We start from the raw sequence: 12937 nt of genomic DNA, 5'->3' as shown, positions 1-12937 counted from the left end.
TTAGAGGGTTAACGATGAAAAGACGTTCGTTGCTAAAAGCTTTTGCGCTCTCCGCCACTGTGGCCAGTTTGGGCTTTACCTTTGGTGCCCAGGCCGCTGATACCATCAAAGTCGGCATCATGTCGTCGCTTTCCGGCACCATGGCGATCTCCGAGACGCCGCTGAAAGACGTGGCCCTGATGACCATTGATGAAATCAACGCCAAAGGCGGCGTGCTGGGCAAAAAGCTGGAACCGGTGGTGGTCGATCCGGCATCTAACTGGCCGCTGTTCGCGGAAAAAGCGCGCCAGCTGTTAACGCAGGATAAAGTCGCGGCAGTATTCGGTTGCTGGACCTCGGTCTCACGTAAGTCGGTGCTGCCGGTGTTTGAAGAGCTGAACGGCCTGCTGTTCTATCCCGTGCAGTATGAAGGCGAAGAGATGTCGCCAAACGTGTTCTATACCGGTGCCGCCCCTAACCAGCAGGCGATTCCGGCGGTGGAATATCTGATGAGCGAAGACGGCGGCAGCGCCAAGCGCTTCTTCCTGCTGGGTACCGATTACGTCTACCCGCGCACCACCAACAAGATCCTGCGCGCCTTCCTGCACACCAAAGGCATTCAGGATAAAGACATTGAAGAGGTCTACACGCCGTTTGGTTACAGCGATTATCAGACCATCGTTTCTAACATCAAGAAGTTCTCCGCCGGTGGCAAAACCGCCGTGATCTCCACCATCAACGGTGACTCCAACGTGCCGTTCTACAAAGAGCTGGCTAACCAGGGCATCAAAGCCACGGATATTCCGGTAATCGCCTTCTCGGTTGGCGAGGAAGAACTGCGCGGGATTGATACCAAACCGCTGGTGGGTCAGTTAGCCGCATGGAACTACTTCGAATCGGTGGATAACCCAACTAACGCGAAATTCGTGGCGGATTACCGTGCTTATGCCAAAGCGCACAACCTGCCGAACGCAGGTACCGTGGTGACCAATGACCCGATGGAAGCGACCTATGTCGGCATCCATATGTGGGCGCAGGCGGTAGAAAAAGCGGGGACCACCGATGTGGACAAAGTGCGTGCGGCGATGGCCGGACAGACCTTTAAAGCGCCGGACGGCTTCACGCTGACCATGGATAAAACCAACCACCATCTGCATAAGCCAGTGATGATCGGTGAAGTGGAAGAGAACGGTCAGTTCAACGTGGTGTGGCAGACCGATAAGCCAATCCGCGCTCAGCCCTGGAGCCCGTATATCGCTGGTAATGATAAGAAGCCGGATTATCCAGTGAAATCGACGAAGTAATGCCGTGGTCGCCTTCAAGGGCGACCCTACAAACTTCGCTCGGATAATGTCGAGGCGTCATTCATGACGTAATGACGCTCACTTAAGCCAATGAGTCCGTATTTAACCCGGCGTTCATGAATGCGTTCCCTATGAAAATGCACCGGACAACGTAGGGTCGTCAATTAGGGTGGCCCTGCAAACTTTGCCCGGACAACGTAGGGTCGTCATTCATGGCGACCGTTTTCAACACTGCACCACCGTAACAGGACGATAACCATGATCCTCCGCCGTTATCTTTGCTGTCTGCTGCTGCTCCTGCCGTGGCTCGCCCAGGCGGGCGATGGCGCTGATTTCGCCGCCGCCAGCCGCACTGAACAGGCCAATCTGCTGCAACAGTGGGCGGCCACTCCGCAAGCCAGCCGCTTGCCGCTGCTGCAGGCGCTGCGTAACGAAAGCATGGTCATCGACCAAAATAAACAGCCGTTCAGCAAGCAGGATGACAAACTCATCCCGCTGGACAGCGCACAACAGCCGACGGGTGAAACCAAAAAGCTGTTTATGAACAACCGGCTGCGCGTGTTAATCGCCAGCGCCCTCGCCGCCCACCAGCTGGTGAGCGATGATCCGGCTATCCGCCTGCGTGCCGCACAACAGTTGCAAAACGATGGAGCGGCCGATCAGTTGCCGCTGATCGAACAGCGCCTCGCCGTGGAAAAAGACACTCAGGTTCACGCCGTGCTCGCCATGGCCGCCGCCAACCTGCAACTGGCCAGCCCGGATGCCGCCGTACGCCTCAAAGCCGTCACGCTGCTCGGTGAATCCAGCGATCCTAATATGCAGGCCAGCCTCAATCGCTTAACGCAGGCCAGCAACGAACCCGATGCGCAGGTGCGCGCCGCGGCCACGGAGAGCCTGCAACAAATCAAACATCGCCTGATGTGGGGCGATCTGTTCGGTCAGGCGTTTACCGGCCTGTCACTCGGCTCGATCCTGCTGCTGGCTGCGCTGGGTCTGGCGATCACTTACGGCCTGCTTGGCGTGATCAACATGGCGCACGGTGAGATGCTGATGCTCGGCGCGTACGCCACCTGGTTTGTACAAAACCTGTTCCAGCAGTTCGCACCGCAGTGGCTGGCGTGGTATCCGCTGCTGGCGCTGCCTGTGGCATTTCTGATCACCGCAGGCATTGGCATGCTGCTGGAGCGTACCATCATTCGCCATTTATACGGCCGCCCGCTGGAAACCCTGCTCGCTACCTGGGGCATCAGCCTGATGCTGATCCAACTGGTGCGCATGCTGTTTGGCGCACAGAACCTGGAAGTGGCTAACCCAAGCTGGCTGTCTGGCGGCTGGCAAGTGCTGCCTAACCTGGTGCTGCCGTACAACCGCATTGCGGTGATCCTGTTTGTATTTGCCGTGCTGGGCCTCACCTGGCTGCTGCTCAATAAAACGCGTCTGGGCCTGAGCGTGCGCGCCGTGACGCAAAACCGTGCCATGGCCGATTGCTGCGGCGTACCAACCGGGCGCATCGATATGCTGGCGTTTGGTCTGGGTTCCGGCATTGCCGGACTGGGCGGCGTGGCGCTGTCGCAACTCGGTAACGTCGGCCCGGAACTCGGCCAGGGTTACATCATCGACTCTTTCCTGGTGGTGGTGCTGGGCGGCGTAGGCCAACTGGCGGGGACTGTGGTTGCCGCCTTTGGTCTGGGCATCCTCAACAAAGTGCTGGAACCGCAGATTGGTGCGGTGCTGGGTAAAATCCTCATCCTCGTGCTGATCGTGCTGTTCATTCAGAAACGTCCACAGGGCCTGTTTGCCTTCAAAGGGAGGGTAATAGACTGATGAGCCAACCCCTGACGTTAACGCTGACGCGCAAAGCGCCGCGCCTCAGCATCAGCCTCGGCATCGTGATCACCTTGCTGCTGCTGGTGCTGCCGTTCTGCGCTCTGCTACCGGCCACGCATCCGCTGGCAATTTCCACCTATACGCTGACCTTGATCGGCAAAATCCTCTGCTATGCGATTGTCGCAGTGGCGCTGGATCTGGTGTGGGGCTATGCCGGATTGCTGTCTCTTGGACACGGCCTGTTCTTCGCATTGGGTGGCTATGCGATGGGCATGTACCTGATGCGCCAGGCATCGGGCGAGGGCTTACCAGCCTTTATGTCGTTCCTGTCGTGGAATGAGCTGCCGTGGTTCTGGGCGGGTACCCAGCACTTTGCCTGGGCGCTGTGTCTGATCATGCTGGTGCCGGGTTTGCTGGCGCTAGTGTTCGGCTACTTCGCCTTCCGCTCAAAAATCAAAGGCGTTTACTTCTCGATCATGACGCAGGCGCTGACCTATGCAGGCATGTTGCTGTTCTTCCGTAATGAAACGGGCTTTGGCGGTAACAACGGTTTTACCGGTTTCACCACCCTGCTCGGCTTTAACGTGACCGCCACCGGCACGCGTATTGGACTGTTTGTCGCCACCGTGCTGCTGTTGTTAATCAGCCTTGGCATTGGCTTCGCACTGGCGCGCAGCAAATTTGGCCGGGTGCTCACCGCCGTGCGCGATGCAGAAAACCGTTTGATGTTTGTCGGTTACGACCCCAAAGGCTTCAAGCTGTTTGTCTGGACGCTGTCGGCGGTGTTATGCGGTCTTGCGGGTGCGCTGTATGTGCCGCAGGTCGGCATTATCAATCCCAGTGAAATGTCGCCGACCAACTCGATTGAGGCGGCTATCTGGGTGGCACTCGGCGGGCGCGGCACCTTAATTGGCCCGCTTTTAGGGGCCGCGATTGTAAACGGAGCCAAAAGCTGGTTCACCGTGGCCTTCCCGGAATATTGGCTGTTCTTCCTCGGCCTGATGTTTATCCTCGTCACGCTGTTCCTGCCGCGTGGTGTGATTGGCCTGCTGCGCCGGAGGCGTGATGACTGAGCAACTGTTTACCCAACCCCATCCGGCGGACCGCCATCGCGATCAGAGCGATCCGGTGCTGCAACTGGAGAAGATCAACGTCTCGTTCGATGGCTTCCGCGCGCTTACCGATCTGTCACTGAAGATCGGCGTCGGTGAACTGCGCTGTGTGATCGGCCCCAACGGCGCGGGCAAAACCACGCTGATGGATGTGATCACCGGCAAAACCCGTCCCGATAACGGGCAAGTGATCTATGACCAGGACACCGATCTCACCCGCATGTCGTCGGTGGAGATCGCTCGGGCCGGCATTGGCCGCAAGTTCCAGAAACCCACGGTTTTTGAAGCCTTAACGGTGTTTGAGAATCTGGAAATCGCGCTGAAAAACGATAAGTCGGTGTGGGCTAGCCTGCGCGCACGACTCAACAGCGAACAGCAGGATCGCATCGATGAGGTGCTAAAACTGCTGCGGCTGAGCGGTGAACGCCAGCGCAAAGCGGGCTTGTTGTCGCACGGTCAGAAGCAGTTTCTCGAAATCGGCATGTTGTTAGTGCAGGACCCGCATCTGCTACTGCTCGACGAACCCGCGGCGGGTATGACCGACGCGGAAACCGAGTACACCGCCGAGCTGTTCCGTAGTCTGGCGGGCAAGCATTCGCTGATGGTGGTGGAACACGACATGGGTTTTGTCGAGACTATTGCCGATCACGTCACGGTGCTGCATCAGGGCCAGGTGCTGGCAGAGGGATCGTTACGCGAAGTGCAGGCGAACGATCGGGTCATCGACGTTTATCTGGGGCGCTAAAATGCTGCAAGTATCCGAACTGAATCAATATTATGGCGGCAGCCATATTTTGCGCGGTCTTTCGTTTGAGACGAAACCGGGCGAAATTACCTGCCTGCTGGGCCGCAACGGCGTGGGCAAAACCACGCTGCTGAAATGCCTGATGGGGCTAATCCCGGCAAAATCCGGTGAGATTCGCTGGCAGGATAAGGTGATCAACAGCCGTAAGCCGCACCAGCGTGTGCAAGCGGGTATTGCTTATGTGCCGCAGGGCCGCGAAATTTTCCCGCGCCTGACGGTGGAGGAGAATCTGCTGATGGGGCTGGCACGCTTCTCGGGATCGCAGTCCAAATCCGTGCCCGAGGAGATTTACCAGCTGTTCCCGGTGCTGCGCGAAATGAAGGCCCGACGCGGCGGCGATCTGTCCGGTGGGCAGCAGCAGCAGCTGGCAATCGGTCGTGCTTTGGCATGTAAGCCGCAGCTGTTGATCCTTGACGAGCCGACCGAGGGGATCCAACCGTCGGTGATCAAGGAGATCGGTGCGGTGATCCGTCAGTTAGCCCAGCGCGGGGATATGGCGATCTTACTGGTGGAGCAGTTTTACGATTTCGCCGCCGAGCTGGCGGATCAGTATCTGGTGATGTCGCGCGGTGAGATCGTGCAACGCGGCTCGGGCGCGAATATGGAAGCAGAGGGCGTGCGCGGGCTAGTGGCGATTTAACCGTAGGGTGCGCATTCAGGTACAAACCGGGCACATGGGTTACAGTTATAAATGGCGCCCCTACGGCTCAATGCCTATCGCTATAGCGGCGCCATTTATTGTGTGAAATTACTGAGCCGGTTTCGACTCCAACTGGAACACGCTGATATTCTCCACCAGCGAGCCGACCTGCTGATTCAGCGCACGCGCCGATTGAGCGGACTGCTGTGACAGCGTGGCGTTCTGCTGGGTGGCGGCATCCATATGCGTCACCGCCAGGTTCACCTGCTCAATACCCACGCTCTGCTCCGCGCTAGCGGATGAGATGTTCTCCATCAACTCGCACAGCTGCTTCACGCTCTCGACGATCTCCTGCATCGACGATCCCGCGCCTTTCACCAGCGTATTGCCCTGCGCAATCAAACTCACTGAACGATCGGTCAAACCACGAATATCACGCGCTGCGGAAGCCGATCGCTGTGCCAGCGCACGCACTTCCGATGCCACCACCGCAAAGCCACGACCATCATTACCCGCACGCGCCGCTTCGACCGCTGCATTCAGTGCCAGAATATTGGTCTGGAACGCAATGCCATCAATCACCGTCACGATCTCATTGATCTCACGTGAAAACTGGTGAATCTCGCCCATTGCCACCACCACTTTCTCCACCACCTCGCCGCCCTCGCCGGCGCGCTGGCGAGTATCACGCGCGATGTCGCTGGCATGGCGTGCATTCTCAGCATTGTTTTTCACCACGGAAGTCAGCTGCTCCATTGAGGCTGCGGTCTCTTCCAACGCACTGGCCTGCGCTTCGTTGCGCGCCGACAACTCGCGGCTGCCGTGTGCGACCTGATCGGTGGTATCGGCTATTGCCTCCGTCCCCGAACGCACACCGGTCACAATACGCGTCAGGTTATGGTTCATATCACGCAGCGCCGCCATCAGCTGTGCGGTTTCATCACGTCCTGAGACCGCAATCTGGGCACGCAGATCACCTGCCGCCACGGTCTTCGCTACGTTAATTGCCTGCTTCAACGGACGCGTGATGCTCTGCACCAACCAGGCCGTAATGCACACGCCGACCAGCAAGATACAGCCCATCGCGATCAGCAGCAGCATGCGGGTTTTCAGGTAATGGGCGAGGTTGTTGGCTTCGATCTCCTGGTGCATCTGCTGCGCGCGTTTCAGCGTGGCGGCCACCAGATCGTCGATTTGCTGTGTCGGTGCGCGGTCGATACCGGTGACCAGATGGTCAACGCGTGCCGCACTGTTAATATCGCTGATACTGTAGTTTTCCAGCGCCGCCAGATATTTGCTCTCCAGCCCGGCATGCACCGCGCGCGCCTGTTCCACGGGAGCGTCAGGTAACCCCAGCGACGTCTGAATCTGGCTCAGCTTACTCAGCAGCGCCTGCGTTTGTTGGCTCTCTTTCAAAAACGCCTTTTTGTACTTATCGAAGGTCTCCTGCCCTTGAGTGCCGCGCAGCAGGGTATTTTTCCACTCCTGTACCTGTATCTTGAACTGCACTTGCGCACTGCGCGCGGTGTCGATGCTGTCGGCAATCAGCACTTCACGTGCCATCACGTCCTGATTGTTTTCCAGCGCCTGCATATTGACTTGCAGTCCGTGCAGTCCCATCAACAATGTGGCGAGCAACAGCAGCGTGGCGAGAAAACCCAGCCGCTGGCCAATTTTAAACTGATTGAGCTTCATAAATCTGAACCCTGGTAAAGAGAGAGGAGAACCAATGTGACGAATGTCGCAAGGGTTATCGTCCAACAGGGAGATGGGCTTTATACGATTGGCAAGGATATTGCGTGACAGTTTTGTGAATAGCGAAGCGGTAAAATTGAGGCGGCACTAAGGCCGCCTGCGATTAAAGAATGCCGGTCTCCACGCTGAAATGGCGCTGCTCGCCCGATGCCAGCTCAATCAAGGTTCCAGCACGCTGTGCCGCCTTAAATCCTTCTGGCCGACAAGTTGAGGGCAGCACGTAAGCCGCGACCTGCTGATCGTGATTGTGCAGCAGCCAGCGTGTGGCGTGGGGGAACTGTCGGCTATCGAAGCGCGTCATCAAGGCATAGCCTTCCGGGGCATGCAGTTCGAACTGCACCTCGTTGCCGTATTGCGGCAGATCATCGGCAAAGAACACGATTTCCGGATCGCACATCTCCGGTTGATGTAGCTGCTGCAATGTCTGGGGATCGCGCGCCAGCCGATCGGTGTACGCGGTCCACTGGGGCGTTGGTTTCACATGTGCCGGGATCGAGGTGCGTAACTTGAACGCATCCTGCGGGATCGACTGCTTAAAGCGGCCATTTGCCAGCCAGGCGCTGTTCAGGTGACACATGTACTGTAACGGCATCGGCGCGCCCGCCAGATTGGTGACGTTCATCTCAATCTGCAAGCGCGGCGCGTTAGCGTGCAACCGCACTGCTGGAGAAGCCAGATAGTGATGACCAAAACCTTTCACATACTCGGTTTCCCCTTCCAGAGAAACGCGATCTTTCTCCAGCACGATCCACGCGCTGTCCATACGCGCGCAGGCCATTTCACCGTGCAGCGGATGATCATCATCCGGCGCAGGACAGCCATTCGCCAGCAACCCAGAATGGAAGGCAAAACAGCCGTAGGTATCGATAATCGAACTGCCCAGCAGCGGCTGTTTAAAGCTGTGTCCCATGGTGAGGGAATGCCCATCAAAGGTCGCATCCCACACCATTTGACCGTAAAACGGCAGCATGATCACCGTGCCGCGCTGGTTGCTGATACGCACCGCTTCCACACCCGCCGGATAGCGAAACAACTCGACGTGGAAATACTCATTGTGCAACAGCGTGCTGGGCGTTTCATGAAACTGTTCACGTCTCAGCGGTAATCGGGTTTTCATGGCATCTCCTCAACCAAACGACCAGCCTGAATGGCCTGATTTTTATGGCGCAGCTCGCCCCAGAAATAGAACCCTACCCAGGCAAAGCACAGCAGCGAGACACCAAATGCCAGCTGCATCGATCCCAGATGATCGGAGGCGAATCCCTGAATAGCCGGGATAAACGCCGCACCCACAATCGACATCACAATAAACGCGCCTGCCACTTCAGTGTACTTATTATCCACTGTGGCTAACGTGCCTGCATAGATAGTGGCCCAGCAAGGTCCAAACAGCACGCTGACAAACACTGCCGCATACACGGCGGTAAAGTTTGGCACAAACATCACCCAAGCGAGGGTGATCACGCCCAGAATCGAGTAGGCAATCAGCACTTTTTCCGCACGGAAGCGCGTCATCAGGAAGTTGGCGACAAACTTGCCGATAAAGAAGCAGATAAAGCTGTAAATCATAAAGTTAGAGGCGTGACGTTCGTTCGTTGCCCCCAGCGTCAATGCCAGACGAATGGTGAAGGACCACACCGCCACCTGCATCCCGACATAGAGGAATTGCGCCACGATGCCACGTTTAAAGTGACGATTACCCGCCAGATAGCGGAAGGTTTCACCCAGCGAGGGCAACGACTTCTCACTGGATTCCGGCTTGCAACGTGGGTAGCGGGTGAATAGAAACAGCAGCATCACCACCACTAACACCATCACCAGATATTTGTAGGGTTCCAGCGTGTGCTCCAGCATGCTAAGACGGAAAGCGTGGGCCTGCTCGGCGTTCATGCCCGCCATCTGCGCATGCAGGCTCTCACCATCCTGAAACACCAGATATTTACCCAGCACGATGCCCATCAGCGCACCGATCGGATAGAACGTCTGGCTGATGTTAAGGCGTAGCGTGGCGTGATCGCGGTGACCAATCATCGAGCTATAGGTATTCGCCGCCGTTTCGAGGAAGCTAAGACCAATGGCGATGGCGAAGATCGCCGCGAGGAACATGGTGTAAGTCGCCATATGTGACGCCGGATAGAACAGCACGCAACCGACGATATACAGCACCAGTCCCATCAAAATCGCCAGCTTGTAAGTGGCTTTACGGATCACCAGCGAGGCGGGAATCGCGATCAGGAAGTAGCCACCGTAAAACGCACTCTGCACCAGGGCACTGGCAAAATCGCTCAGCGCAAACACGCTTTTGAATTGCGTAATCAGGATATCGTTTAAGCTCGCGGCACAACCCCACAATGGGAACAGGCACGAGAGCAAAATGAACTGAAACAGTGGCGTCTTATTCAGATAGCCGTCAGGTTGCTGAACAATGTTCTGTTGCATGACTCGACCTCAGTTTAGGTTGAGAAAACGCTGGAAGGTTTCCGCGTCAGGATAGGAGCGCTGCGTGCCACGGCCGGTCACGCTGCACGCGGCATAAGCCGAGGCTTGCGACATTGCGGCCGCGATATCGCCGGTTTTTACCAGCTCGTGGGCAAAACAGCCGATAAAGGCATCACCCGCGCCGCTGGTATCCACCGCCTGCACTGCCGTTGGTGCCACATGATGCAGATGGTCGCCGGACATCCACAGTGAACCGCGTCCACCGAGGGTGATAATCAGGTTCTTCAGACCGCGCTTGAGTAACACCTGCCCCGCCCGTTTCACCTCATCATCCGTGCCCACCGGCATACCGGTGAGAATCTCCAGTTCGGTTTCATTGGGCATAAAGAAGTCACATTTGCAGGCGTAGTCGATATCCAGATTCGCCACCGCCGGTGCCGGATTGAGAATCACTTTGATGTCGTGTTGACGTGCAAAATCAATCGCGTAGTAGACGGTTTCCAGAGGAATTTCGAGTTGCAGGATGATCAGCTGGCAGGCTTTCAGCGCCTCGGCTGCCGCATCAATATCGGCGGGTTTGAGCTGCTGGTTAGCGCCTTTGATGATCAGAATGCGGTTCTGCGATTGGTCATCAACAAAGATCGGTGCCACGCCGCTGGAGGTGCCCGGCGCGGTGGTGACAAATTGGGTATCGACGCCCTGCTGCTTGAGGTTCGCTACCGTGTTCGGTGCAAACAGGTCGTCGCCCACTTTGCTGACCATCATCACGCTGGCACCCATTTTCGCGGCGGCCACCGCCTGATTCGCCCCTTTGCCACCACAGCCGATGGCGAAATCAGGCGCTTCCAGTGTTTCGCCCGCTTTCGGCATCTGATTGGTGTAGGTAATAAGGTCCACCATATTCGACCCAATAACCGCGATATCCATTGTTTACTCCCCGGTGAATTTTTTAGCTTTTAAATGTTATTTAAATCACATTAGCAGGTATAAAAAGTGATCGGTGTGACAAAATTCACATCCTGAGCAGCCCGTGAAAACGATTTATTCAACAACAGCGGCAATAGATATGTGATTATTTTAACAAAACCACATCAGCGCCGTTGACGCTTTCAGCGCGGTGTGGGAAGTTTGCGGGGCGATCTCATTACAGGTAATATTGAAAAATTGCCGGCTGGAAAAGTCGCAAATCATTAAAATATGAGAGATTTACCGCGAAATTTCGGTGGCGCTTCTGCCACGCCGACGGGTAAAACCTTTCTTCCTCAGGATAGTCATTACACAGAGATGCTCATGGAAACCCGGCGCGAAGAACGTATTCACAAGCTGGCGCAAGCACTGAAGCGCACCGATAAGCTGCACCTGAAAGATGCGGCGCAACTGTTGGGCGTCTCGGAGATGACCATTCGTCGCGATCTGACCGAACCAGCCTCTACGGTGGTCCTGTTGGGGGGGTATATTGTCAGCGATCCGAAAAGCCATGCCGGGCACTATTTCGTCTCCGATCAGCACGGGCAAAATGCCGCACGCAAACAGCGGTTGGCGCAGGCCGCAGCCAGTTTGATCAGTGAAAACGACACGGTGTTTTTCGACTGTGGCACCACCCTGCCTTATATCGTGGATGCCATTCCGGACACGCTAGCGTTTACCGCGATTTGCTGCGCCATGAACACCTTCCTCGCGCTGAAAGAGAAACCCGCCTGTAATGTGATATTGAGTGGCGGCGAGTTTCATGCCGATAACGCGCTGTTTACGCCGATTGGCGCGCACTCGATCCTCGACGATCTCTGCCCGACGCTGGCCTTTATCTCCGCCGCGGGGATCGATCAGGAACAGGGCGCGACCTGCTATAACATCAATGAGTTAGCGATGAAACATCACGCCATGCTGCGTTCGCGCACGCGCGTGTTGGTGGCGGACAGCAGCAAATTTGGCAAAGTGCTGCCCGCGCGCATTGGCGAGCTACGTCGTTTTGATTTACTGGTGAGTGATAGCGCGCCAGAACCGGCGATGAAGAGCTGGCTGGCGCAACAGAACATCCCGCTGCGCCTGCCTTAAGATCAGGCTTTACGATCGATCACCGCATCGCCGTCGCGCAGACGGCGCAGGTTATCGCAGATCCCTTTGATAATTCCCTTCATTGAGACATCGGTGACGCCGCCAATATGCGGCGTCGCGATCACGTTATAGCGGAACACCGGATCTTGTGGATCGGGTGGTTCTTGCCAGAACACGTCCAGCCCGGCGCCAGCCAATTTTTTCGTTTCCAGCGCTGCCAGAAACGCCTGCTTCTCGATCAGGCCACCGCGCCCCAGGTTGATCAGGAAACTGTCTGGTTTCATCTGCGCCAGCGCATCGGCATTAATGATGTTATGCGTCGTAGCATTGTCAGGCAGGCTGAGCACGACAAAATCGGCCTGCTGCAACAGTTCTGGCAGCTGCGCCATATTGCCGACCCAGTCGAGTTGATGTTGGCGCGCAAAAGCTTCATCCGCTTCACGTTTTACCCCGATCATACGCATGCCAAACGGAGCCAGTCGCTTCGCCAAAGCTTTGCCGATGCCGCCCAGCCCCACCAGTCCCACGGTTTTGCCCATCAGACCTAAGCCAATGGGTTGACCCAACCTCTGCTGTGCCAGGCAATCGGCGATCTCATGCTGACGACGTGCCAGGCCAATCATCATCCAAATCCCCAACTCCGCCACCGAATCGGCATTACCGGAATGATCGGAGGGAACGTTCGCCACCATAATGCCGGCCTTTTTGGCCGCTTCAAGATCGACACCTTCCAGCCCGACACCCGCCTGCTGCACCAGCTTCAGGCGATCGGCCGTGGCGATCAATCGGGCATCCACCCAGCACATACCAGGAATTAGCGCATCAAAACCGGCCAGACTCTCCGCAGCATGGCCCGCCGAGGCAATAAACTCCATATCCGGTAACGTCTGACGAATGGCCGGAATTAATCCGCCCCAGGCATGTTCATCCGCAGCAATCAGCACTCTCATCGAACCCCCTCCGTTTTCCAGGCAAAAAAGCAGCATAGCGACTGTTGAGTGAGAATCAATCAGTTATGGGC

The 12937-nt window shown here is 56.7% G+C and carries 11 protein-coding genes; 6 read left to right on the top strand and 5 right to left on the bottom strand.

Annotated elements, in window-relative coordinates; all coding sequences use genetic code 11:
- Positions 1–14: 14 nt before the first annotated feature.
- The 5 genes from urtA (at position 15) to urtE (ending at position 5667) form a co-directional block, all read left to right on the top strand.
- Positions 15–1283, top strand: coding sequence for an urea ABC transporter substrate-binding protein (gene urtA, locus VI01_RS16630; RefSeq protein WP_034826208.1), 1269 nt, complete (start codon positions 15–17; stop codon positions 1281–1283).
- A 258-nt stretch (positions 1284–1541) separates the two neighbouring features.
- Positions 1542–3107, top strand: coding sequence for an urea ABC transporter permease subunit UrtB (gene urtB, locus VI01_RS16625; protein WP_045815948.1), 1566 nt, complete (start codon positions 1542–1544; stop codon positions 3105–3107).
- Positions 3107–4183: an urea ABC transporter permease subunit UrtC gene (urtC, locus tag VI01_RS16620; RefSeq protein ID WP_045815947.1), complete on the top strand. Its 1077-nt coding sequence runs from the start codon at positions 3107–3109 to the stop codon at positions 4181–4183. The genes urtB and urtC overlap by 1 nt, the downstream gene beginning before the upstream one ends.
- Complete coding sequence (gene urtD, locus VI01_RS16615; protein WP_045815946.1) at positions 4176–4967, top strand: urea ABC transporter ATP-binding protein UrtD; 792 nt, start codon at positions 4176–4178, stop codon at positions 4965–4967. Before urtC ends, urtD begins: the two co-directional genes overlap by 8 nt.
- A gap of 1 nt (position 4968) precedes the next feature.
- Entirely contained in the window at positions 4969–5667 is a 699-nt protein-coding gene (gene urtE, locus VI01_RS16610; RefSeq protein WP_045815945.1) for an urea ABC transporter ATP-binding subunit UrtE, read from the top strand.
- A gap of 108 nt (positions 5668–5775) precedes the next feature.
- On the opposite strand, the gene VI01_RS16605 is transcribed toward urtE, so the two are convergent.
- From VI01_RS16605 to rbsK, 4 genes are all read right to left on the bottom strand, one after another.
- The gene (locus VI01_RS16605) at positions 5776–7362 is read right to left on the bottom strand and encodes a methyl-accepting chemotaxis protein (protein ID WP_045815944.1); all 1587 of its coding nucleotides are present in this window, start codon (positions 7360–7362) and stop codon (positions 5776–5778) included.
- Between the two features lie 163 nt (positions 7363–7525).
- A complete protein-coding gene (locus tag VI01_RS16600; RefSeq protein ID WP_045815943.1) occupies positions 7526–8539 on the bottom strand; it encodes an aldose 1-epimerase family protein in 1014 nt (337 codons plus the stop codon).
- The gene (fucP, locus tag VI01_RS16595; protein WP_045815942.1) at positions 8536–9861 is read right to left on the bottom strand and encodes an L-fucose:H+ symporter permease; all 1326 of its coding nucleotides are present in this window, start codon (positions 9859–9861) and stop codon (positions 8536–8538) included. The genes VI01_RS16600 and fucP overlap by 4 nt, the downstream gene beginning before the upstream one ends.
- Before the next feature lie 9 nt (positions 9862–9870).
- Positions 9871–10788 carry a ribokinase gene (gene rbsK, locus VI01_RS16590; RefSeq protein WP_045815941.1) on the bottom strand — a complete coding sequence of 306 codons (918 nt, stop codon included), beginning with the start codon at positions 10786–10788 and terminating at the stop codon, positions 9871–9873.
- 363 nt (positions 10789–11151) lie between these two features.
- Between rbsK and deoR the strand changes: the two genes are divergently transcribed.
- The gene (deoR, locus tag VI01_RS16585) at positions 11152–11916 is read left to right on the top strand and encodes a DNA-binding transcriptional repressor DeoR (RefSeq protein WP_038649214.1); all 765 of its coding nucleotides are present in this window, start codon (positions 11152–11154) and stop codon (positions 11914–11916) included.
- A 2-nt stretch (positions 11917–11918) separates the two neighbouring features.
- Here deoR and VI01_RS16580 read toward each other — a convergent pair whose 3' ends face one another.
- A complete protein-coding gene (locus tag VI01_RS16580) occupies positions 11919–12866 on the bottom strand; it encodes a 2-hydroxyacid dehydrogenase (protein WP_045815940.1) in 948 nt (315 codons plus the stop codon).
- Positions 12867–12937: the final 71 nt, after the last annotated feature.

Source organism: Pantoea sp. SM3, from assembly GCF_000963995.1.
Taxonomy (GTDB): Bacteria; Pseudomonadota; Gammaproteobacteria; order Enterobacterales; family Enterobacteriaceae; genus Pantoea; species Pantoea rwandensis_B.
This window is presented reverse-complemented; position numbering and strand designations above follow the sequence as displayed.